Genomic DNA, 21,205 nt, shown 5'->3' on the forward strand with positions numbered 1-21,205 from the left:
TGGCGGCCCTCGGCGATTGTCAGAACTCAGGGATATGGTCGCCAGGCATACATGCGTTCGGCACTGCCGGGGAGGTGGGGATGGGTGAGTACGCAGTTTGTGGCGCAAAGCTGTCTGACGGCCAATGACTGGATCTGCGGGGAGTACGTCCGCACCCGCAGCCAGGAGTTGACCGATGCGACTGTCCAGCATGTCTGGATCACGGTGGTGTCCGTCCTGATCGGCCTTGCCGTGGCCTTTCCGCTGGCGCTGCTCGCCCGCGCCGAGCCGCGGTTCGCGGGCCCGGTGCTGGGGCTCACGACCCTGCTCTACACAATTCCGTCGCTGGCGATGTTCTCGCTGCTGCTGCCGGTCTTCGGCCTTTCGGCGGCGCTGGTGGTGACCGGCTTGGTGCTCTATTCGCTCACCATTCTCGTACGGAACATCATGGCGGGCCTCGACGCGGTGCCCGACGAGGCGCGGGAAGCCGCGCGCGGCATGGGGTACGGAGCGGGGCGGCTGCTCTGGGAGGTCGAACTGCCGCTCGCGCTGCCCGTGTTGATGGCAGGCCTGCGGATAGCGACCGTCTCGACGATCGCGCTGACGACCGTCGGCGCGCTGGTCGGCAAGGGCGGTCTGGGCAATCTCATCGACGACGGGGTGCAGACCACCTTCAAGGCGCAGGTGCTGACCGCGTCCGTGCTCTGTGTGCTGCTGGCGGCCGTGGCGGATGTGCTGCTGCTCGGACTCCAGCGGCTGCTGACGCCCTGGACCCGAATACGCACGGCGAAGGTGAAGGTGACGGGCTGATGGGGGTAGTGGCCGACGCGTGGACGTGGCTGACCACCGGCTCCAACTGGTCGGGGGAGAGCGGCGCCTGGCACCGTCTTGGCGAGCATGTGTACGTCAGCGGGATCGCCCTCGCGCTGGCCTGCGCGATCGCCCTGCCGGTCGCGCTGTGGCTGGGGCATCTGGGCAAGGGCGGCGCCCTCGCGGTCAATATCTCCAACGCCGGAAGGGCGATCCCCGTCTTCGCGGTCCTCGCCCTCTTCATGCTCACACCGCTGCGCAGCGCCGGCTATCTGCCGACGATCATCGCCCTGGTGCTGTTCGCGGTCCCGCCGCTGCTGACCAACGCCTATGTCGGCATGCGTGAGGTGGACCAGGCGGTGGTGGAGGCCGCTCGTGGGATGGGGATGTCGGGCGGCCAGCTCTTTTACCGGGTCGAACTGCCCCTGGCCTACCCGTTGCTCATGACCGGGCTGCGGTCGGCCGCCGTCCAGGTGGTGGCCACGGCCACGATCGCCTCGATGGTCGGTCAGGGCGGCCTGGGCCGGATCATCACCGCTGGATTCAACACGTACAACACCCCGCAGGTGGTGGCGGGCGCGCTCCTCGCGGCGCTGCTTGCGCTGCTCGTGGAGGGGGCGCTGGTGGTGGCCGACCGGCTGCTGAACCCCCTCCGAAAGACCGTGTGACAACACTTGGACGGAGAACCTGATGATCAAGACCTCGCGCATCGCGGGTGCGGTACTTGGCGTGGTGGCCCTGACGGGTTCTCTCGCCGCGTGCGGCGGCGACAGCCTGGAGAAGGCGAAGGGCGGCTCGGTATCGGGCGGTGGGACGGGCAAGAAGGGCGCGCTCGTCGTCGGCGCCGCGTCCTTCACGGAGTCCAAGGTGCTTGCCGAGCTGTACGCGCAGATCCTGGCCGACGCCGGATACAGGACGTCGGTCACCACGGTGAAGAACCGTGAGCTGTACGAACCCTCCCTGGAGAAGGGCGAGATCGATGTCGTACCGGAATACGCCGCGACGATCGCCGAATTCCTCAACGCGAAGGTGAACGGGCCGAAGGCGCCCGACGAGAAGCCGGTGGCGTCCGGCGATGTCGACGCCACCGTCGCCGCGCTCACCAAGCTCGCCGAGCCGCGCGGACTGAAGGTGCTGCCGGCCGGCGCGGCCGTCGACCAGAACGCCTTCGCGGTGAGCAAGGAATTCGCTGAGAAGACCAACCTCAAGACCCTTTCCGATCTTGGCAAGTCGAAGCTCAAGGTGAAGATCGCGGCGGGCGACGAGTGCGAGGTGCGGCCGTTCTGCGCGCCTGGGCTGAAGAAGACGTACGGCATTGACGTCACGGGCATCGACCCCAAGGGAGTCGGCACCCCGCAGTCCAAGCAGGCGGTCAAGGACGGTGCCGACCAGCTGGTGCTGACCACGACCACCGACGCGGTGCTGGACGGTCTGGTCTTCCTGGAAGACGACAAGAAGCTCCAGAACGCCGACAACGTCCTGCCGGTGGTCAATGCGAAGGACGCGGGATCGAAGGAGATTGCCGACGTCCTCGACAAGCTCACCAAGGTGCTGACCACTGAGGATCTCGCGGAGTTGAACCGCAAGGTGGACGCCGAGCGCGCGAAGCCCGAGGACGCGGCGAAGGCATATCTCGAGTCGAAGAGCCTGCTCAAGAAGTAGCGGCGGCGCGGCCCGGCTTCTTTCAATGAGAGATTTGCCGGGCCGACACCCCATTCGGCGTCTACGCACGGTAAATTTCTGGCCATGCCACGTGGACGCCACCGCCATTCCCCGCCCCTTCACAGGCTGCTGCCGCCCTCGGCGGTCGCCGGAGCGTCGGTGCTGTGCGCCGCCGGCGCGTGGTTTCTGGCGGAGCCAGTCGTGCTCCGTTCGCTGGTCACCGCCGCGGCGGCCGCCGCCGTCACCGGCGCGGTCCTGATGCGCAGTTGGGACCGGGCCGCCGGGCGCCGGGTCGCCGAGCTCACCCGCGGCCGCGCGAGCGACCAGTGGAAGACCGAGGAGCGCATAGCCGAACTCGAGACCGACGTCGAGGAATCGCGCGAGCTGCGTGCCAAGCTCGACGCGAAGCTGCGCGCCAAACGGGTCGAACTGGCCGCGCTGCGCGGTGAGCACGCCGCGCTGCTGCGGCGGTACGCGACCGCCGAGACGGAACGGGCCAGTGCGCTCGAGGGCCGCCGCCAGCTGGCCCTGGAAGCGGCCGTACCGGTCAAGGCGCTGCCCGCGGCCGGGTCCACGCCCACGCCGGCCACGTATCTCCGCGCCGCCAAGGCGCTGGACGACCTGTCGCGCAACGCCGCCGCGCAGGAGGCCAAACGCACCGTCGAGGAGGCCCGGAAGCGCGATCTGGCCGAGCGGGCCCGTGAGGCGGACGAGCCGCAGGGGAAGCACGCGGCGGTCGCCGGGGGAGAGCAGCACACCCGCCCGTCGTCCGCCGTCCCCGCCCGTCGTCCCGTCCCGGCGGCGACAGCGATCGTTCCGTACGGTCCGCAGCGCCGTCGGCCGGGGCGCCCCGAGGGCGGCTTCGACTTCTTCGGCACGGGTGCGGATGGCGCTCCGGGTCCCGGTACGCAGAAGGCCATAGAGGCCGTGCAGAACGAGGACCTCGCGGATGTGGTGGGCGAGGAGCTGGCCGCGCAGCGTAGGGCGGACTCGCGCGCGGTCGGCAAGGTCATCGACCTGACCGCGCACGACGAGACGGAGCAGCTGGACGTGGCGGAGCTGCGCGACGCGGTCAGCTGACGGACCCGGCCGACGGTCCGGGTGCTACTTCGTCGGAGTGCTGCTCGGTCCGAGTGCTGCTCGGAGTCCTGCTTGGTCCGAGTGCTATTTGTCGATGTCGCCGACGACGAAGAACAGCGAGCCCAGGATCGCCACCATGTCCGCGACGAGCGTCCCCGGCAGCAGCACCGTCAGCGCCTGGATGTTGTTGTACGACGCCGAACGGAGCTTCAGCCGGTAAGGCGTCTTCTCGCCCTTGGAGACCAGGTAGTACCCGTTGATCCCGAGCGGGTTCTCGGTCCAGGCGTAGGTGTGGCCCTCGGGCGCCTTCAGCACCTTCGGCAGCCGCTGGTTGATCGGCCCCGGCGCGAGCTCGGCGATCCGGTCCAGGCACGCGTCCGCCAGCTCCAGCGCGTTGTGGGTCTGGTCGAGCAGCACCTCGAAGCGGGCCAGGCAGTCGCCCTCCGCCCGTGTGACGACCTTGAGGGTGTCCTGCAGCTCCCCGTACGCCAGATACGGTTCGTCGCGTCGCAGATCGAAGTCGACGCCGGACGCCCGGGCGATGGGGCCGCTCACTCCGTAGGCGTGCACCGCCTGCGCCGACAGTACGCCCACGTCGCGCGTACGGCCACGGAAGATCTCATTGCCGAGGACCAGCCGGTCGTACACGTCCATCCGCGACCGGAGGGCGGCGACGGCTTCGCGGGCCCGGCCGAGCCAGCCCGCCGGGAGGTCCTCCTTGAGGCCGCCGACACGGTTGAACATGTAGTGCATCCGGCCGCCGGAGACCTCCTCCATGACGTGCTGGAGGTCCTCGCGTTCACGGAAGGCGTGGAAGATCGGGGTGATTCCGCCCAGTTCGAGGGGGTACGACCCGAGGAACATCAGGTGGTTGAGGACGCGGTTGAGCTCGGCGAGGAGCGTACGGGTCCAGACCGCGCGCTCCGGGACCTCCATGCCGAGCATCCGCTCGACGGCCATCACGACGCCGAGCTCGTTGGAGAAGGCGGAAAGCCAGTCGTGGCGGTTGGCCAGCATCACGATCTGGCGGTAGTCGCGCGCCTCGAAGAGCTTCTCAGCGCCGCGGTGCATATAGCCGATGACCGGCTCGGCGTGCTGGATGCGCTCTCCGTCGAGTACGAGACGGAGGCGGAGGACGCCGTGGGTGGAGGGGTGCTGGGGGCCGATGTTGAGCACCATGTCGGTGCTTTCCGCCGCGCCGCCGATGCCGACCGTGGTCTCCGTCATAGCGCCAGTATCCCCCGGCCGGGGTACGGCTGGGGCTCCGCCCCAGACCCCGGTCCTCAATCTCCGGACGAGCTTGAAGATCGCGCCGGGCCGCCCACTCGCTGCACCAGCCAGCCGAAGTCACCCAGGCCGCCCCGCGCCCTCAGTTCCGCCGCCTCGCCCGCCGAGGCCAGCGCGCGGACGTACGCCGCGGGGTCGGACGTCGCCAGCGACAGCGGGGGCCGTCCGCCCGTGACGCCCAGGCGGGCGAGCGCATCCCGCTGGGGCAGCAGTTCCCCGCCCGGCAGCGCGCACGCGTCCAGCGCCACATGGGAGGTGATGTCGCAGCTGCCGTCCGGCACGGGAGGGACCTCGCGGCCCGCCCTGAACCCGGTCAGCGAGCCGAAGAGCGGCCGGGCGTCCCGTACATGCGCGTAGTCGGCCGCGACCGCCAGACCGGTCTCCAGGGTGTCCACCGCCGCCGACCACGCCTCGTCGCGCGGGCGGCCGATCTCGGCTCGCGTGCCCGGTTCCGTCAGCGGCCACCAGCGGGCCAGCCAGTCCGCGTCCGCGCCGCCCACGGGGGAGCCGAGGCGTTCCGTGCCGTCCGGGCATACGAGGACGTAGCGCGCCACCCCGTCCGGGTCCACCTCGGCGACGTCAACCGGGACGTTGTCCAGCCACTCGTTGGCGAAGAGGAGTCCGCTCACGCCCGTGGGGAGTTCGGCGGTCCACTCGATACGGGGGTCGAGGCCGGCGGGGCGGGCGGCACGTTCGACGGCGTACGCCCGGACCGGGAAGCCGGACGGGAGCACCGCCAGCACGCCGGTGAGGAGCTCCCCGCGGCCCGCGCCGACGTCGACAAGCGCCACCTCGTCGAGACCGGCCCCCTCCGCCGCGGTGAGGAGGAGACGCGCGACCGCCGCGGCGAAGAGGGGCGAGGCGTGCACGGACGTACGGAAGTGCCCGGCCGGTCCTTCGGGCTTCAGATAGAAACCGTCGGGCCCGTACAGCGCGGTCTCTGCCGCTTCCCGCCAGCCGCGCCACTTACACCTCTCACCCGTTACGTCATCCATCACACGACCAAGTCTCCACCTTGCGGAGTACGCTTCCGCCGACCGGATCGCTCCTCCGGTTGACCCTTGCACCTATCTGCCTTCCCTACGCTGGGTTACGTGCAGCGCCTTTATGACTTCATCCGCAGGCACCCGACGGGCGTCGACAGCTTCTGGGCTGTCATGCTCTTCGGGTTCTCCATGCTGTGGGTGATCCAGGTGCCCGTCGGGGTCGAGACCCGGACGGCGGCAGCCGTGATCGTTCTCCTGCTGAGTCTGGTCGTGGCCCTGCGCCGCCGTATGCCGGTGAGGATGCTGGTCCTCGCCGCCGTACTGGGCGTCGCCCAGCTCGCGCTGGACGTCGAGGTCAACCCGGCCGACTTCGCGTTGCTGGTGATCATCTACACCGTCGCCGCGTACGACGCCTCGCGCTGGGCGTCCCGGCTGGCGCTCGTCGGCGGGCTGTCCGCGGCCACGTTGGCGCAGCTGCGCTGGCCGATGCAGGAGACCGGCACCGGCGGCAAGATCTTCTTCACCATCGTCCTGAGCGCGACCTTCGCCCTCGCCTGGGTGCTCGGCGACTCGATACGGACCCGGCGCGCGTACTTCGCCCAGCTCGAGGAGCGCGCGACCCGGCTGGAGAAGGAGCGCGAGGCTCAGTCGAAGGTCGCGGTCGCGGCCGAGCGCGCCAGGATCGCCCGCGAGCTGCACGACGTCGTCGCCCACAACGTCTCGGTGATGGTGGTGCAGGCCGACGGCGCCGCGTACGTCCTGGACGCCGCGCCCGACCAGGCCAAGCAGGCGCTGGAGACCATCTCGACCACCGGCCGCCAGGCGCTCGCGGAGATGCGCAGGCTGCTCGGTGTGCTGCGCACCGGCGACGCCAAGGAGAGTGGTGAGTACGTCCCGCAGCCCGATGTGCAGCAGATCGAGGACCTGGTCGAGAAGGTGCGCTGCGCGGGTCTGACCGTGGACTTCAAGATCGAGGGCACGCCGCGGCCCCTGCCGAGCGGCGTCGAACTCACCGCGTACCGCATCGTCCAGGAGGCGCTGACCAACTCCCGCAAGCACGGCGGCCCGGAAGTCGGCGCCAGCGTACGGCTGGTCTACTTCGACGACGGCCTCGGCCTGCTGGTGGAGGACGACGGGCGTGGCGCGGCACACGAGATGTACGAGGACGGCGGCGCCGACGGCCGGGGCCACGGGCTCATCGGCATGCGCGAGCGCGTCGGTATGGTCGGCGGCACGCTGGACGCCGGGCCGCGGCCCGGCGGCGGCTTCCGGATCAGCGCACTGCTTCCACTCAAGCCCGCCCACTAAAGACTTAAGGACCCTCCTGACATGTCCATCCGTGTGATGCTCGTCGACGATCAGGTGCTGCTTCGCACCGGATTCCGGATGGTGCTCGCAGCCCAGCCGGACATGGAGGTCGTCGCCGAGGCGGGCGACGGCGCGGAGGCGATCGAGAACCTCCGCTCCACGGCCGTGGACGTGGTGCTGATGGACGTCCGTATGCCGAGGCTGGACGGCGTCGAGGCGACCCGCCGGATCTGCGCGGAGCCGGACGCGCCGAAGGTGCTGATACTGACGACCTTCGACCTGGACGAGTACGCCTTCTCCGGGCTGAAGGCGGGCGCCAGCGGCTTCATGCTCAAGGATGTGCCGCCCGGCGAACTGCTCGGCGCGATCCGCTCCGTGCACAGCGGCGACGCGGTCGTCGCGCCGTCCACGACGCGGCGGCTGCTGGACCGGTTCTCGCCGCTGCTGCCGAGCAGCGGCAAGGAGCCGCGGCACAAGGAGATCGAGAAGCTCACCGAGCGGGAGCGCGAGGTGATGCTGCTGGTCGCGCAGGGCTTGTCGAACGGCGAGATCGCGCGCCGACTGGTGCTCTCGGAAGCCACGGTCAAGACGCATGTGGGCCGCATCCTCACCAAGCTGGGCCTGCGGGACCGGGTGCAGGTGGTGGTGCTGGCGTACGAGACGGGGCTGGTGCGGGCTGGCGGGGCAGGCTGAGCCGCATCCTGTTGTGGATCAACGGCCCGTTCGGGGGCGGCAAGACGCAGACCGCGTACGAGCTGCGGCGGCGGCTGCCCGGCAGCGTCGTCTGCGATCCGGAGCACGTCGGCTTCGGGCCGCACCGGACGATGCCGCCGCGGCTTCGCGGCCGGGCCGCGCCCCGCCGCGAAGCCGGCGCTCCCGGCGAACGTGGGGGCCGGCAGCCCCACGTTCCCCTTCCCCCTCCACGGGGCTGGGGAGCATCCCCAGTTCCGGGAAGGGGCGGGGCGGGGGAGCTACCCCACCCGCCGCACAAACTCCCCCACCGCCTTCCGCACGTCCTCCCCCGTCCACTCCAGCCCCTCCGCCCCCACCGTTACCTCCGTGACCGCGATCCCCGGCGGGCAGTTGTCCGTGAACCACCTGCGGAACAGCGTCACTCCGGTCTCCTCCGACTGGCCGAGCGCCGCCGCGTTCAGCGCGTCCGCCTCCGACGCCAGCCAGACCTGGAACTGGTGCGTGTGCGGCTCCTCCGGGTGGATGCGGAACCACGGGACGCCCGCCTCCGCGAAGCCCTCCCGCAGCGCCGCCGCGACGACCTTTGCGTGGGCGACGTACGACGGCAGCCGCGGCAGCTCCCGTGCCAGGCCCAGCAGCGCCGACAGGGCAGCGGGGTACTGCTGGAAGACCTGGCCGCCGTACCGGTGGCGCCAGGTGATGGCCTCGTCGATCAGCTCCGGCGGGCCCGCGAGCACCGCGCCCGACAGGGCGTCCAGGGACTTGTAGAAGGACACGTACACGCTGTCCGCCAGCGACGCGATCTCGTCCAGCGCGCGGCCGAAGTGAGGGGCGCACTCCCACAGGCGCGCGCCGTCGAAGTGCACCACTGCATCGCGTGAGCGCGCCGCCTCCACGACCGCCACCAGCTCGTCCCATGTGGGCAGCACGAAACCCGCGTCCCGAAGCGGCAGTTCCAGCATCAGCGCCCCGAAGGGCTCGTCGAAGTCGCGTACCTCATCGGCCGTCGGCAGCCGCGGCGCGCTCGTCGGGTGGACCGTACGCAGCCCGCCCACCACCCCGAACGCACCCCGCTCGTGCAGCTCCGGATGGGCCATCGGATGCAGCGCGACCGTCGCGTTCCCGGTACGCCCCGCCCAGCACCGCAGCGCCACCTGCTGCGCCATCGTCCCTGTTGGGAAGAACGCCGCGGCCGGGAAGCCGAGCAGTTGCGCCACCCGCTGCTCCAGCTCGGCGACGACCCCGTTGCCGTACACATCGGTCCACTCGTCCAGGTCGTAGACCGTCCCCGCGTCGGCCGCCAGCGCCGTCAGCCGCTCCCCGACGCGGCGGTCCGCGGAGGCCCGCCACAGCACCCGGCGCGAGGCCCGCCACGCGGCGAGCCTGCGCCGTCGCTCGTCCTGCTCGCCCACTTCAGCCTCTTCGCCTTCAGCCATGCCCCGATCATCGCCCACGCCGCCAGCCGCGTACTTCGCCCACAGGCTGTGGACAACCGGAAGGGCTCGAGAGGCGCTGGCGTAGCATGACGAGAAATCGTCCGGTACCCCCCGCGGACTGGAACGGAAGGCCCCGCCGCGTGAATGCCTCAGCACCACAGGAACCGCTCGACCCGCGGGACCGCCCCGCCCGCCTGACCGTCGGCGTCGTCGGAGCCGGCCGCGTCGGCCCGGTCCTCGCGGCGTCGCTGCAGCTGGCGGGACACCGGCCGGTCGCCGTCTCCGGTGTCTCGGACGCGTCCGTACGACGGGCGGCCGCCCTCCTTCCCGACGTACCCCTGGTGACCCCCGCAGAGGTCCTCGCCCGCGCCGAACTGGTGCTGCTGACCGTCCCCGACGACGCGCTGCCCGCGCTGGTCGACGGACTCGTGGAGACCGGTGCGGTACGCCCCGGGCAGCTGCTTGTGCACACCTCCGGGCGGTACGGCGCCAAGGTGCTGGATCCCGCCATGCGGGCCGGCGCGCTGCCGCTCGCGCTGCACCCGGTGATGACGTTCACGGGGACGAGCGTGGACGTCCAGCGGCTGGCGGGCTGCTCGTTCGGTGTGACGGCCCCGGAGGAACTGCGGCTGGCCGCCGAGGCGCTGGTCATCGAGATGGGCGGCGAGCCCGAGTGGGTTGAGGAGGAGGCCCGCCCGCTTTACCACGCGGCTCTCGCCCTCGGCGCGAACTACCTGGTCACGCTGGTCGCGCAGGCGATGGAGCTGTTGCGTACGGCGGGGGTCGCCGCCCCTGACCGGATGCTCGGCCCGCTGCTCGGCGCGGCCCTCGACAACGCCCTGCGCTCCGGCGACGCGGCCCTCACAGGACCCGTCGCCCGCGGCGATGCCGGCACCGTCGCCGCCCACGTCGCAGAGTTGCGCAGGCACGCCCCGGGCATGGTCGCCGGCTATCTGGCGATGGCCCGCACCACTGCCGACCGGGCGCTCGCGCACGGCATGCTCAAACCGGAGACGGCGGAGGATCTGCTGGGCGTCCTCGCGGACGGGGACCCCCGATGAGCCGCGGTTTCCAACTCGTACCGACGCGCGAGGCGCTTCAGTACGCCCTCGACCACCGCACCACCCCCGGCCGCACCGCCGTCGTGATGACCATGGGCGCGCTCCACGAGGGGCACGCCTCCCTGATCCGCGCCTCCCGCGCGCAGGTCGGGCCCGACGGCTTTGTGACGGTCACGGTCTTCGTCAATCCGCTGCAGTTCGGCGCGGGCGAGGACCTGGACCGTTATCCCCGTACCCTCGAAGCCGATCTCAAGACGGCCGAACAGGCGGGCGCGGACGTGGTGTTCGCGCCGTCCGCCGACGAGGTCTACCCCGGCGGCGAGCCGCAGGTCAGGATCGCCGCGGGCCCGATGGCCGAGCGCCTCGAAGGGGCTGCACGCCCCGGCCACTTCGACGGCATGCTCACCGTCGTCGCCAAGCTCCTCCACCTCACCCGCCCCGATGTCGCCCTCTTCGGCCAGAAGGACGCGCAGCAGCTCGCCCTGATCCGCCGTATGGTCCGTGACCTGAACTTCCCGGTCGAGATCGTCGGCGTGCCGATCGTCCGCGAGAGCGACGGCCTCGCACTGTCCAGCCGCAACCGCTACCTGTCGGCGGCCGAGAGGCGCACCGCGCTCGCCCTGTCCGGCGCGCTGTTCGCGGCTCGCGACCGGCTCGCCGCCCAGCAGGCGCTGCACGCCCGCGCCGAGGCCATCCCCGGCACGCACGCCCGCGCCGCCGCGCTCTCCGCGATCGGTGAGGCGCGCGCCGCGGCCGACGCGCACGCGGTGGCCCAGGCGGGACCGGGCGGCGCCGACGGCGTGCGGGCCGCGGCCCGTACCGTCCTCGGCGAGGCGGCGCAGGCCGTGCCGCCCCTCGTCCTCGACTATCTGGCCCTGGTCGACCCGGCCACCTTCGCCGAGGTCCCCGACGACCACACCGGCGAGGCGATCCTCGCCGTAGCCGCGAAGGTCGGCGCGACGCGCCTGATCGACAACGTCCCCCTGACCTTCGGCTCTCCGGTCTTCGAATCGCCGCCCCTCGAATCGCCGACGCCCGATCCCCCGACCCTCGAACCCCCGACCTTCGGAGCCGCCAAGTGACCGGAATACGGCTGACCGCCCCCGCTCCCGGCTGGGCCATCGATGCCGATGTCGTCGTGGTCGGCTCCGGCGTCGCCGGCCTCACGGCCGCGCTGCGCTGCGCGGCCACCGGGCTGAGCACGGTCGTGGTCACCAAAGCCCGGCTGGACGACGGCTCCACGCGCTGGGCGCAGGGCGGCATCGCCGCGGCGCTCGGCGACGGCGACACCCCCGAGCAGCACCTGGACGACACCCTCGTCGCAGGCGCGGGCCTGTGCGACGAGGAGGCGGTACGCACCCTGGTCACCGAGGGCCCCGACGCCGTACGCCGGCTGATCGCCACAGGCGCGCACTTCGACACCTCCGATGCCGGCGAGATCGAGCTCACCCGCGAGGGTGGCCACCACCGCCGCCGTATCGCGCACGCGGGCGGCGACGCGACGGGCGCCGAGATCTCCCGCGCCCTGGTCGAGGCGGTCCGCGCGGCCGGTCTGCGCACCATCGAGAACGCCCTGGTCCTGGACCTGCTGACGGACGCCGAAGGCCGTACGGCAGGCATCACCCTCCACGTCATGGGCGAGGGCCAGCACGACGGCGTCGGCGCGGTCCACACCCCCACCGTCGTGCTCGCCACCGGGGGCATGGGCCAGGTCTTCTCCGCCACCACCAACCCCGCCGTTTCCACCGGCGACGGCGTCGCACTCGCGCTGCGCGCCGGAGCGGAGGTCTCCGACCTCGAATTCGTGCAGTTCCACCCGACGGTGCTCTTCCTCGGCGCGGACTCCGAGGGCCAGCAGCCGCTGGTCTCCGAGGCGGTACGGGGAGAGGGCGCCCATCTCGTCGACGCATCCGGCACCCGCTTCATGCTCGGACAGCACGAGCTGGCCGAGCTCGCCCCCCGCGACATCGTCGCCAAGGGCATCATGCGTCGCATGCAGGAGCAGGGCGCCGCGCACATGTACCTCGACGCCCGCCACTTCGGCGCCGAGATGTGGGCGCAGCGCTTCCCCACGATCCTGGCGGCCTGCCGTGCCCACGGCATCGACCCGGTCACCGAGCCCATCCCGGTCGCCCCGGCCGCCCACTACGCATCCGGCGGCGTCCGCACGGACCTGCACGGCCGCACGACCGTGCCCGGGCTCTACGCCTGTGGCGAGGTCGCCTGCACAGGCGTCCACGGCGCGAACCGGCTGGCCTCCAACTCCCTTCTGGAGGGCCTGGTCTTCGCCGAGCGCATCGCCGCCGACATCGCTTCCCGCGCCCCGCTCCTGGCCGGCGCGGCCGCCGACCCCGCCACCCCGTCCGTACTGCCGCTCATCGCCCCCGAGGCGCGGGCCGACATCCAGCGGATCATGTCGCAGGGCGCCGGCGTGCTCCGTTCGGCCACCAGCCTGGCCGACGCGGCTGCCGCGCTGGACGGGGTCCACCGCAACGCCGTGCACGGCCAGGAGGGTTCGGGCAAGACGGCCGAGCCCGGCGTCGATTCCTGGGAGACGTCGAACCTCCTGTGCGTGGCCCGCGTGCTGACCACCGCGGCCCTTGAGCGAGAGGAGACCCGCGGCTGCCACTGGCGCGAGGACCGCCCCGAACGCGACGACGCCGACTGGCGCCGCCATCTCGTCGTACGTCTCGCTCCCGATCGCCCGCCCGTCTCCCGACCCCCTTCCAACGAGACGCTTCGCGTCACACCTCCCCCTCTCGTCGTTCGCCGCACCGAGAACACCGCTTTCGCCCCGACCGTCCCCGACGCCCCCAGGGAGCCGTAACCGTGAGCACGCCCGAAGAACGTCCGCGTCCCGTGGACGTACCGCTGATCCAGATCGGCGCCCCCGCGACCGAGGCGGGCGGCTGCGGAGACGCCTGCGGCTGCGGCGACGACGAAGCGTACGAGTGCGGTCTCGACCCCGCCCTGGCCCGGCTGCTCGCCGACGCGGGCCTCGACCCGGTCCAGGTCGAGGACATCGCGCACCTCGCGCTCGGGGAGGACCTCGACGGCGGCGTGGATGTGACGACGGTGGCGACCGTCCCCGAGGATGCCGTCGCCACCGGCGACTTCACCGCCCGCGAGGCGGGCACGGTCGCGGGCCTGCGGGTCGCCGAGGCCGTCCTGTCGATCGTCTGCACCGAGTCGTTCGAGGTGGAGCGGCACGTCGAGGACGGCGACCGCGTCGAGGCGGGACAGAAGCTGCTGTCCGTCACCACCAACACCCGCGACCTGCTCACCGGCGAGCGCAGCGCGCTGAACCTCCTGTGCCGCCTGTCCGGCATCGCGACCGCGACCCGCGCCTGGGCCGACGTGCTCGAAGGCACCAAGGCCAGGGTCCGCGACACCCGCAAGACGACGCCGGGCCTGCGCGCCCTGGAGAAGTACGCGGTGCGCTGCGGCGGCGGCGTCAACCACCGTATGTCGCTGTCCGACGCCGCCCTGGTCAAGGACAACCACGTGGTGGCGGCGGGCGGCGTCGCCGAGGCCTTCAAGGCCGTACGGGACGCCTTCCCCGACCTCGCCATCGAGGTCGAGGTGGACACCCTCCACCAGGTACGCGAAGTCCTCGACGCGGGCGCCGACCTGATCCTGCTGGACAACTTCACCCCGGCCGAGACGGAGGAGGCCGTCGCGATAGTCGCGAGCCGCGCCGCCCTGGAATCCTCCGGCCGCCTCACCCTCGAGAACGCCCGCGCCTACGCCGAGACGGGCGTCGACTACCTCGCGGTGGGCGGGCTCACTCACTCCTCCCCGATCCTCGACATCGGCCTCGACCTGCGTGAGGCAGGCGTCTGATGCTGCTCACGATCGATGTCGGCAACACCCACACCGTCCTCGGCCTGTTCGACGGTGAGGAGATTGTCGAGCACTGGCGCATCTCCACCGACGCCCGCCGCACCGCCGACGAACTGGCCGTCCTCCTCCAGGGTTTGATGGGCATGCACCCGCTGCTCGGCGACGAACTGGGCGACGGCATCGAGGGCATCGCCATCTGCTCCACCGTCCCCTCCGTCCTGCACGAGCTGCGCGAAGTGACCCGCCGCTACTACGGCGACGTCCCGGCGGTCCTCGTCGAGCCCGGCATCAAGACGGGCGTGCCGATCCTGATGGACAACCCCAAGGAGGTCGGCGCGGACCGCATCATCAACGCGGTCGCCGCCGTCGACCTGTACGGCGGCCCGGCGATCGTCGTCGACTTCGGCACGGCGACGACCTTCGACGCGGTCAGCGTGCGCGGCGAGTACGCGGGCGGTGTGATCGCCCCGGGCATCGAGATCTCCGTCGAGGCGCTCGGCGTGAAGGGCGCCCAGCTCCGCAAGATCGAGCTGGCCCGCCCGCGCAGCGTGATCGGCAAGAACACCGTCGAGGCGATGCAGTCCGGCATCGTGTACGGCTTCGCGGGCCAGGTCGACGGCGTCGTACGGCGCATGAAGGTCGAGCTCGCGGACGACCCGGACGAGGTCACCGTGATCGCGACCGGCGGACTGGCCCCGATGGTGCTGGGCGAGGCGTCGGCGATAGACGAGCACGAGCCGTGGCTGACCTTGATCGGCCTGCGCCTGGTCTACGAGCGGAACGTCTCCCGCATGTGAGGTTTCCACGGGTCGTGGTGGCCGTGGCCAGGGGGCGTTGGTGGTTCGCTGTCCGGTGGGTGGCTTCGCGGGCGAACCCTCGCGCGCTACCGCCCTCCGGGTGGGGAGGGGCCGTGCATGGCCTGCCCCGCAGGCGATCGGCGGCCAACCCCGGTGATCAATACAACGGCCCGTTTGCCGCCGACGCCGAGGAGTCGAGCCCGGAGGTGCCCCGGAACCCGCGCCACACGGCACCGGCGCACCCCGGATCCCAAAGACCCGCACCCCGCACCCCGCGCCCCAGGCGCCGCCACGCCCGGGCTTGCCCAATTAACCCGATTTTGTCCAAGTCGCACGTATCGTCGGCCCATGCCCACGCCATACGGATCCCGCGGCGGCATGGCCTTCAGCGCAGACGAGCTGCGTGTGCTCCGACGCGCCCTCGCCATCGCCCTCCATCCCGTCCCTCTTGCCGACGACGACGTTCAGGACGCTCTGCGTCTGGCCGATTCCGTGGACGAGGCGGTACGCGAGGCCGGCCGGCTGCGTACATTCCTCCTCGCCGACCTCGTCCGCTACCGCGAAGCGCTCCCCGGTTCCGCCGCGGGCTATCTGGAGCTCCTCCAGGATGCCCTGGCCGCCGGCTACCACCCACGCCCCGAGGACCTGGCCGCGCTGCGCACGCTGCGCTCCACGCCGGTCGGCGCGGCCGTGCTGCACCGCTGCCAGACGCTGGCGGAGCAGTCCGTGCGCGCCCGGCTGGCGGGCCGCGCGGTGCAGGTCGCGGCCACCGCACCGGCCCCTCGCGCCCGGTTCCTGGCGCTTGTTGGTGGCCGCGCTGCCGACGGCCCCAAGTCGCAGCAGAAGCCCCAACAGAAGCCCCAGCAGAAACCGCAGCAGAAACCTCAGCCCAAGCCGCCCGCGCCGGGCGAGAAGCCGGTGCCGAAGCCGTCCGAGGTCTTCCCGCCGCGCCGCCGGCCCGTGCCCCCGCCCGAACAGCTCGCAGCCGGATAGCTAGTCTGGGAGCCATGGACTACGTATCCGCGCTCCTGCCTCCCGTGGTGATGGCTGTCTTCTTCACCGTTCTGGTCGTGACGATCGTCAAGAGCCAGGGCGGCCCGAACAAGGCCAAGGAGGATGCGATCGTGGACGCCGCCGTGGCTCGCGCGCAGTCCGCCAAGCAGGCCGGCCGCGACGACTGATCTGTCGCATACCAAGGGACGTGCGGTCGATTTCCGGCCGTACGTCCCTTTTGTTACGTCAATAACCAGCCATTCCGACATCTCCCACTATGGTGGTTATGTGCCCCGCCAATTGGGAGAGCTGGAAGACGCCGTCATGACACGCGTCTGGCAATGGAACCGGCCGGTCACCGTCCGGGAAGTCCTCGAAGACCTTCAGCAGGAACGGTCCATCGCCTACACCACCGTCATGACCGTAATGGACAATCTCCATCAGAAGGGCTGGGTCCGCCGGGAAGTCGACGGCCGCGCCTATCGATATACGGCGGTCTCCACCCGGGCCGCCTACTCGGCCGCACTGATGAACGAAGCCTGGTCCAAGAGTGACAACCCCGCGGCCGCACTTGTCGCCTTCTTCGGCATGATGTCGCCCGAGCAGCGTGAAGCGCTCGTTGCCGCGGTCCGACTCGTTCAGGGGGACGTTCCGGGCGAGGTTCCGGGTGGCGAGGCCGCCGACGGCGGGACGTCCCCGGAGCGATAGCGTCGGGGCATGCCTTATGCCACAGCAAATGCCATCACCGTCAGACGGGCCAGGACGAGCGATGTGCCGTCGGTCCGCCAACTCGTCGACCCGTACGTGAGTGAAGGCATCCTGCTCGACAAAGCGACGGTCACTCTTTACGAAGCCATCCAGGAGTTCTGGGTCGCGGAACGCGACGAGGATGCCAAGGTGGTCGGCTGCGGCGCACTGCATGTGATGTGGGAAGACCTCGCCGAAGTGCGTACTCTCGCCGTCGATCCCGCCTTCAAGGGCACCGGTATCGGCCATCAGGTGCTGGACACGCTGCTGCGGACGGCTCGCTGGCTGGGGGTGCGCAGGGTTTTTTGCCTCACCTTTGAAGTGGACTTCTTCAGCAAGCACGGCTTCGTGGAGATCGGTGAGACTCCGGTCGACGGAGATGTCTACAGCGAGCTGCTGCGTTCCTATGACGAGGGCGTCGCGGAGTTCCTCGGGCTCGAACGAGTGAAGCCGAACACCTTGGGCAACAGCCGGATGCTTCTGCACCTGTGATCACCGCTTGAAGCGGATCCCTATGTCCGAATCGCGCACGTTTCCCGTGTTCTCGAGGTTCTGAACCTCTGCCAAGGGTTTGTGTTTTTCAGGGAAAAGCGGTTTCCTTTCCGCGTACTGCATTTTCGATGAAAGGAAATCCGGTGGCACAGAAGGTTCAGGTCCTTCTTGTCGATGACCTCGACGGTGGCGAGGCGGACGAGACTGTGACGTTCGCTCTGGACGGCAAGACCTACGAGATCGACCTCACCACCGCCAATGCGGACAAGCTCCGTGGTCTGCTCGAGCCGTACGCCAAGAGCGGCCGGCGTACCGGCGGCCGTGCCGCGTCCGGCCGTGGCAAGGGTCGCGCGGCTGCGGGCGGCAACAAGGACACCGCCGAAATCCGCGCCTGGGCCAAGGCGAACGGCTTCGAGGTCAACGACCGCGGCCGAGTCCCGGCAACAGTCCGCGAGGCTTACGAGAAGGCCAACGGCTGAGTATTCGCACGCGGTGTATTCGTACGTAGCAATCGGGCCCGGTGGCACTCGGTCGCCGCCGTGTCCACAAGCCGTACGAGATCGGGGCTGATTCCCCCACCGGCTGCGGCACTGCGCCCGAAAGGGGCCAATGCAGGCAGCGTCGGCTCCACCTCGCGCCCCGGCACGGGGGGTCGCAGCCATACGGCGGCCCCCCGCGAGCCAGGGCATCCGGGCGGCGGCGGGGCGGTCATCAGGCCGCCGGTGCCGATGGCGGTCAGATCGAGAGCGATGCCGCCCCACTCCAGCCAGTCGAGCAGTCCAGGCAGCTCGGCGGCGCTGCCTGTGGCCACCAGGAGCCGCATTCTGTGCCCCATGAGGGCCACGGGCCCGGTGGTCTTCGTCCGGCGCAGCACAGCGGCGCCCGCGTCGGCGGGCAGTTCCAGCACATCGAAGCTCAGCCCGGTCCGCAGCCGCACCGGCGACCCGTCGGCGGCCCAGCCGAGCTCGTTCTCGTACCACCGCGCGACGCCGGCGTCGGACGGCGTGCGGGGGAGCGGGACGGTGAAGGCCATACCTCGGGAACTCTCGACCAGCCCGGATGGTTACGCAGAGTGGAGACTTGATTGCGCACGGTGGCCGAGCGGAGGCGTGCAGGCGCATTCGGGGGCGCAAGGTTGTTCGCCCGTAGCTGAGGGAACCGGTGCGCGCCGCATGGACTGTCAGTAGTTACGGGTAAGACATTCCTAGTGGGGAGGGGCGACACACCTGCTTGGCCGTCTCACGTTCGCCATCGGCGTAGTGATGGTGAGGGTATCTGCCTGGCCTGCGGGAACATCGTCTCGCACTATCGGGTTGGAGCAGGTGTCGGCGTTCAGGGGTCAGGAGGCCACGGACGGGTGTCGGCAGTTGGAATGAGCGGTCCCCGCTTGCGGGACTAAGCTGCGGAAGGACAGGGAGGGGATCGTCCCCAATCTTTCTGACCGCTCTGAGGAGCGATTAACGATGTTCGAGAGGTTCACCGACCGCGCGCGGCGGGTTGTCGTCCTGGCTCAGGAAGAAGCCCGGATGCTCAACCACAACTACATCGGCACCGAGCACATCCTCCTGGGCCTTATCCACGAGGGTGAGGGTGTCGCCGCTAAGGCCCTGGAGAGCCTCGGGATTTCGCTCGAGGCGGTCCGCCAGCAGGTGGAGGAGATCATCGGGCAGGGGCAGCAGGCCCCGTCCGGGCACATCCCCTTCACCCCTCGCGCCAAGAAGGTCCTGGAGCTCTCGCTCCGGGAGGCCCTCCAGCTCGGCCACAACTACATCGGCACCGAGCACATCCTGCTCGGCCTCATCCGCGAGGGCGAGGGCGTAGCCGCCCAGGTCCTCGTGAAGCTGGGGGCCGATCTCAATCGGGTGCGGCAGCAGGTCATCCAGCTGCTCTCCGGCTACCAGGGCAAGGAAGCCGCCACGGCAGGCGGCCCGGCCGAGGGCACGCCCTCGACCTCGCTCGTCCTGGACCAGTTCGGCCGGAATCTCACCCAGGCCGCTCGTGAGTCCAAGCTCGACCCGGTCATCGGGCGCGAGAAGGAGATCGAGCGGGTCATGCAGGTGCTGTCCCGGCGAACGAAGAACAACCCGGTTCTCATCGGCGAGCCCGGCGTCGGCAAGACGGCGGTCGTCGAGGGCCTGGCGCAGGCCATCGTCAAGGGCGAGGTGCCCGAGACCCTCAAGGACAAGCACCTCTACACCCTGGACCTCGGCGCGCTGGTCGCCGGCTCCCGCTACCGCGGTGACTTCGAGGAGCGCCTGAAGAAGGTTCTCAAGGAGATCCGTACCCGCGGCGACATCATCCTGTTCATCGACGAGCTCCACACCCTGGTGGGTGCGGGCGCCGCCGAGGGCGCGATCGACGCGGCCTCGATCCTCAAGCCGATGCTGGCGCGGGGCGAGCTGCAGACCATCGGCGCCACGACGCTGGACGAGTACCGCAAGCACCTGGAGAAGGACGCCGCGCTGGAGCGCCGCTTCCAGCCCATCCAGGTCGCGGAGCCGTCGCTGCCGCACACCATCGAGATCCTCAAGGGCCTGCGGGACCGTTACGAGGCCCACCACCGCGTCTCCATCACGGATGAGGCGCTGGTGCAGGCCGCGACGCTGGCAGACAGGTACATCTCGGACCGCTTCCTGCCGGACAAGGCGATCGACCTGATCGACGAGGCCGGATCGCGGATGCGCATCCGCCGGATGACCGCGCCGCCGGACCTCCGCGAGTTCGACGAGAAGATCGCGGGCGTCCGCCGCGACAAGGAGTCGGCCATCGACTCCCAGGACTTCGAGAAGGCGGCCTCTCTCCGCGACAAGGAGAAGCAGCTGCTTGCCGCGAAGGCCAAGCGGGAGAAGGAATGGAAGGCCGGCGACATGGACGTCGTCGCCGAGGTCGACGGCGAGCTGATCGCCGAAGTCCTCGCCACGGCGACCGGCATTCCGGTCTTCAAGCTGACCGAGGAGGAGTCCTCGCGCCTGCTCCGTATGGAGGACGAGCTCCACAAGCGCGTCATCGGGCAGAAGGACGCCATCAAGGCGCTCTCGCAGGCCATTCGGCGTACGCGAGCGGGTCTGAAGGACCCGAAGCGCCCCGGCGGCTCGTTCATCTTCGCCGGCCCGTCGGGCGTCGGTAAGACCGAGCTCTCCAAGACGCTCGCCGAATTCCTCTTCGGCGACGAGGACGCGCTGATCTCCCTCGACATGTCGGAGTTCAGCGAGAAGCACACGGTTTCCCGGCTCTTCGGTTCCCCGCCCGGATACGTGGGTTACGAAGAGGGCGGCCAGCTCACCGAGAAGGTGCGCCGGAAGCCGTTCTCCGTCGTCCTCTTCGACGAGGTCGAGAAGGCCCACCCCGATATCTTCAATTCCCTTCTGCAGATCCTGGAGGACGGTCGGCTGACCGACTCCCAGGGTCGCGTCGTGGACTTCAAGAACACGGTCATCATCATGACGACCAACCTCGGGACCCGGGACATCTCAAAGGGCTTCAACCTGGGATTCGCGGCGCAGGGCGACGTCAAGTCGAACTACGAGCGGATGAAGATCAAGGTCAACGAAGAGCTGAAGCAGCACTTCCGGCCCGAGTTCCTCAACCGTGTCGACGACACGGTGGTCTTCCACCAGCTCACCGAGGAAGACATCATCCAGATCGTCGACCTCATGATCGCCAAGGTGGACGAGCGCCTGAAGGACCGTGACATGGGCCTGGAGCTCAGCCCCACGGCCAAGTCGCTCCTCGCCAAGAAGGGCTACGACCCGGTCCTGGGCGCCCGGCCGCTGCGCCGGACGATCCAGCGCGAGATCGAGGACATCCTGTCGGAGAAGATTCTCTTCGGCGAGCTGCGCCCCGGTCACATCGTGGTCGTGGACACCGAGGGCGAGGGTGAGGAGAAGAAGTTCACCTTCCGCGGCGAGGAGAAGTCGGCGCTGCCCGACGTCCCGCCGATCGAGCAGGCGGCCGGCGGGGCCGGTCCGAACCTGTCGAAGGACGCGTGACGCTCGCGCTGAGCTGAGCTGAGCGATTGAAGGGGCTGCCCC

The 21,205-nt window shown here is 70.3% G+C and carries 21 protein-coding genes and 1 pseudogene; 18 read left to right on the forward strand and 4 right to left on the reverse strand.

Annotation, left to right across the window (positions count from 1 at the left end; translation table 11 throughout):
- Positions 1-84 precede the first annotated feature (84 nt).
- The 4 genes from ACWDO5_RS13205 to ACWDO5_RS13220 all read left to right on the forward strand — a co-directional run bounded on the left by ACWDO5_RS13205 (position 85) and on the right by ACWDO5_RS13220 (position 3,531).
- The gene (locus tag ACWDO5_RS13205) at positions 85-789 is read left to right on the forward strand and encodes an ABC transporter permease (protein WP_450530379.1); all 705 of its coding nucleotides are present in this window, start codon (positions 85-87) and stop codon (positions 787-789) included.
- Positions 789-1,457 carry an ABC transporter permease gene (locus ACWDO5_RS13210; protein ID WP_450530380.1) on the forward strand — a complete coding sequence of 223 codons (669 nt, stop codon included), beginning with the start codon at positions 789-791 and terminating at the stop codon, positions 1,455-1,457. Before ACWDO5_RS13205 ends, ACWDO5_RS13210 begins: the two co-directional genes overlap by 1 nt.
- A gap of 22 nt (positions 1,458-1,479) precedes the next feature.
- Positions 1,480-2,451 (forward strand): ABC transporter substrate-binding protein, encoded by a 972-nt coding sequence (locus tag ACWDO5_RS13215; RefSeq protein WP_450530381.1) that lies wholly within the window; start codon positions 1,480-1,482, stop codon positions 2,449-2,451.
- Positions 2,452-2,535: 84 nt separating this feature from the next.
- A complete protein-coding gene (locus ACWDO5_RS13220) occupies positions 2,536-3,531 on the forward strand; it encodes a hypothetical protein (RefSeq protein ID WP_450530382.1) in 996 nt (331 codons plus the stop codon).
- A gap of 84 nt (positions 3,532-3,615) precedes the next feature.
- On the opposite strand, the gene ACWDO5_RS13225 is transcribed toward ACWDO5_RS13220, so the two are convergent.
- Both ACWDO5_RS13225 and ACWDO5_RS13230 read right to left on the reverse strand, forming a co-directional pair.
- Entirely contained in the window at positions 3,616-4,758 is a 1,143-nt protein-coding gene (locus tag ACWDO5_RS13225; protein ID WP_450530383.1) for an NADH-quinone oxidoreductase subunit D, read from the reverse strand.
- Positions 4,759-4,814: 56 nt separating this feature from the next.
- The gene (locus ACWDO5_RS13230) at positions 4,815-5,813 is read right to left on the reverse strand and encodes an SAM-dependent methyltransferase (RefSeq protein WP_450530384.1); all 999 of its coding nucleotides are present in this window, start codon (positions 5,811-5,813) and stop codon (positions 4,815-4,817) included.
- A 99-nt stretch (positions 5,814-5,912) separates the two neighbouring features.
- Between ACWDO5_RS13230 and ACWDO5_RS13235 the strand changes: the two genes are divergently transcribed.
- From ACWDO5_RS13235 to ACWDO5_RS13245, 3 genes and pseudogenes are all read left to right on the forward strand, one after another.
- Positions 5,913-7,112 carry a sensor histidine kinase gene (locus ACWDO5_RS13235; protein ID WP_450530385.1) on the forward strand — a complete coding sequence of 400 codons (1,200 nt, stop codon included), beginning with the start codon at positions 5,913-5,915 and terminating at the stop codon, positions 7,110-7,112.
- A gap of 21 nt (positions 7,113-7,133) precedes the next feature.
- Positions 7,134-7,805: a response regulator gene (locus ACWDO5_RS13240; protein ID WP_450530386.1), complete on the forward strand. Its 672-nt coding sequence runs from the start codon at positions 7,134-7,136 to the stop codon at positions 7,803-7,805.
- A gap of 5 nt (positions 7,806-7,810) precedes the next feature.
- Positions 7,811-7,957: pseudogene (locus ACWDO5_RS13245) on the forward strand (ATP-binding protein); the annotation flags it as partial.
- 126 nt (positions 7,958-8,083) lie between these two features.
- On the opposite strand, the gene ACWDO5_RS13250 reads toward ACWDO5_RS13245, so the two are convergent.
- Complete coding sequence (locus tag ACWDO5_RS13250) at positions 8,084-9,241, reverse strand: threonine aldolase family protein (RefSeq protein ID WP_450530387.1); 1,158 nt, start codon at positions 9,239-9,241, stop codon at positions 8,084-8,086.
- 140 nt (positions 9,242-9,381) lie between these two features.
- Between ACWDO5_RS13250 and ACWDO5_RS13255 the strand changes: the two genes are divergently transcribed.
- From ACWDO5_RS13255 to ACWDO5_RS13300, 10 genes are all read left to right on the forward strand, one after another.
- On the forward strand, positions 9,382-10,302 hold the full coding sequence (locus tag ACWDO5_RS13255) for a Rossmann-like and DUF2520 domain-containing protein (RefSeq protein WP_450530388.1): 921 nt from the start codon (positions 9,382-9,384) through the stop codon (positions 10,300-10,302).
- Complete coding sequence (gene panC / locus ACWDO5_RS13260) at positions 10,299-11,384, forward strand: pantoate--beta-alanine ligase (protein ID WP_450530389.1); 1,086 nt, start codon at positions 10,299-10,301, stop codon at positions 11,382-11,384. Before ACWDO5_RS13255 ends, panC begins: the two co-directional genes overlap by 4 nt.
- Positions 11,381-13,129 (forward strand): L-aspartate oxidase, encoded by a 1,749-nt coding sequence (locus tag ACWDO5_RS13265; RefSeq protein ID WP_450530390.1) that lies wholly within the window; start codon positions 11,381-11,383, stop codon positions 13,127-13,129. The genes panC and ACWDO5_RS13265 overlap by 4 nt, the downstream gene beginning before the upstream one ends.
- Positions 13,130-13,131: 2 nt before the next feature.
- Positions 13,132-14,145 (forward strand): carboxylating nicotinate-nucleotide diphosphorylase, encoded by a 1,014-nt coding sequence (gene nadC, locus ACWDO5_RS13270; RefSeq protein WP_450530391.1) that lies wholly within the window; start codon positions 13,132-13,134, stop codon positions 14,143-14,145.
- Positions 14,145-14,942, forward strand: a complete 798-nt coding sequence (locus ACWDO5_RS13275; RefSeq protein ID WP_450530392.1) for a type III pantothenate kinase — start codon at positions 14,145-14,147, stop codon at positions 14,940-14,942. Before nadC ends, ACWDO5_RS13275 begins: the two co-directional genes overlap by 1 nt.
- 378 nt (positions 14,943-15,320) lie before the next feature.
- Positions 15,321-15,935 (forward strand): hypothetical protein, encoded by a 615-nt coding sequence (locus ACWDO5_RS13280; protein WP_450530398.1) that lies wholly within the window; start codon positions 15,321-15,323, stop codon positions 15,933-15,935.
- Positions 15,936-15,949: 14 nt separating this feature from the next.
- Positions 15,950-16,123 (forward strand): hypothetical protein, encoded by a 174-nt coding sequence (locus tag ACWDO5_RS13285; protein WP_450530393.1) that lies wholly within the window; start codon positions 15,950-15,952, stop codon positions 16,121-16,123.
- Positions 16,124-16,223: 100 nt separating this feature from the next.
- Complete coding sequence (locus ACWDO5_RS13290; RefSeq protein ID WP_450530394.1) at positions 16,224-16,643, forward strand: BlaI/MecI/CopY family transcriptional regulator; 420 nt, start codon at positions 16,224-16,226, stop codon at positions 16,641-16,643.
- A 9-nt stretch (positions 16,644-16,652) separates the two neighbouring features.
- Positions 16,653-17,174, forward strand: a complete 522-nt coding sequence (locus tag ACWDO5_RS13295) for an amino-acid N-acetyltransferase (RefSeq protein ID WP_450530395.1) — start codon at positions 16,653-16,655, stop codon at positions 17,172-17,174.
- Between the two features lie 143 nt (positions 17,175-17,317).
- The gene (locus tag ACWDO5_RS13300; RefSeq protein ID WP_307661879.1) at positions 17,318-17,653 is read left to right on the forward strand and encodes a histone-like nucleoid-structuring protein Lsr2; all 336 of its coding nucleotides are present in this window, start codon (positions 17,318-17,320) and stop codon (positions 17,651-17,653) included.
- Here ACWDO5_RS13300 and ACWDO5_RS13305 read toward each other — a convergent pair.
- Positions 17,632-18,207, reverse strand: coding sequence for an SCO3374 family protein (locus tag ACWDO5_RS13305; RefSeq protein WP_450530396.1), 576 nt, complete (start codon positions 18,205-18,207; stop codon positions 17,632-17,634). The genes ACWDO5_RS13300 and ACWDO5_RS13305 overlap by 22 nt on opposite strands.
- A gap of 430 nt (positions 18,208-18,637) precedes the next feature.
- Here ACWDO5_RS13305 and ACWDO5_RS13310 point away from each other — a divergent pair, with 430 nt between their 5' ends.
- Positions 18,638-21,163, forward strand: coding sequence for an ATP-dependent Clp protease ATP-binding subunit (locus tag ACWDO5_RS13310; RefSeq protein ID WP_450530397.1), 2,526 nt, complete (start codon positions 18,638-18,640; stop codon positions 21,161-21,163).
- Positions 21,164-21,205 lie beyond the last annotated feature (42 nt).

The sequence above is a fragment of the Streptomyces sp. NPDC000880 genome, from assembly GCF_053599675.1.

Excerpts from the sequence above, each read along its gene's own strand:
- panC (WP_450530389.1), top strand. The coding sequence starts at position 10,299 with ATGAGCCGCGGTTTCCAACTCGTACCGACGCGCGAGGCGCTTCAGTAC.
- ACWDO5_RS13240 (WP_450530386.1), top strand. The coding sequence starts at position 7,134 with ATGTCCATCCGTGTGATGCTCGTCGACGATCAGGTGCTGCTTCGCACC.
- ACWDO5_RS13215 (WP_450530381.1), top strand. The coding sequence starts at position 1,480 with ATGATCAAGACCTCGCGCATCGCGGGTGCGGTACTTGGCGTGGTGGCC.
- ACWDO5_RS13250 (WP_450530387.1), bottom strand. The coding sequence starts at position 9,241 with ATGGCTGAAGGCGAAGAGGCTGAAGTGGGCGAGCAGGACGAGCGACGG.
- ACWDO5_RS13305 (WP_450530396.1), bottom strand. The coding sequence starts at position 18,207 with ATGGCCTTCACCGTCCCGCTCCCCCGCACGCCGTCCGACGCCGGCGTC.
- ACWDO5_RS13230 (WP_450530384.1), bottom strand. The coding sequence starts at position 5,813 with ATGGATGACGTAACGGGTGAGAGGTGTAAGTGGCGCGGCTGGCGGGAA.
- ACWDO5_RS13295 (WP_450530395.1), top strand. The coding sequence starts at position 16,653 with ATGCCTTATGCCACAGCAAATGCCATCACCGTCAGACGGGCCAGGACG.
- ACWDO5_RS13285 (WP_450530393.1), top strand. The coding sequence starts at position 15,950 with ATGGACTACGTATCCGCGCTCCTGCCTCCCGTGGTGATGGCTGTCTTC.
- ACWDO5_RS13275 (WP_450530392.1), top strand. The coding sequence starts at position 14,145 with ATGCTGCTCACGATCGATGTCGGCAACACCCACACCGTCCTCGGCCTG.
- ACWDO5_RS13225 (WP_450530383.1), bottom strand. The coding sequence starts at position 4,758 with ATGACGGAGACCACGGTCGGCATCGGCGGCGCGGCGGAAAGCACCGAC.
- ACWDO5_RS13310 (WP_450530397.1), top strand. The coding sequence starts at position 18,638 with ATGTTCGAGAGGTTCACCGACCGCGCGCGGCGGGTTGTCGTCCTGGCT.
- ACWDO5_RS13210 (WP_450530380.1), top strand. The coding sequence starts at position 789 with ATGGGGGTAGTGGCCGACGCGTGGACGTGGCTGACCACCGGCTCCAAC.
- ACWDO5_RS13280 (WP_450530398.1), top strand. The coding sequence starts at position 15,321 with ATGGCCTTCAGCGCAGACGAGCTGCGTGTGCTCCGACGCGCCCTCGCC.
- ACWDO5_RS13220 (WP_450530382.1), top strand. The coding sequence starts at position 2,536 with ATGCCACGTGGACGCCACCGCCATTCCCCGCCCCTTCACAGGCTGCTG.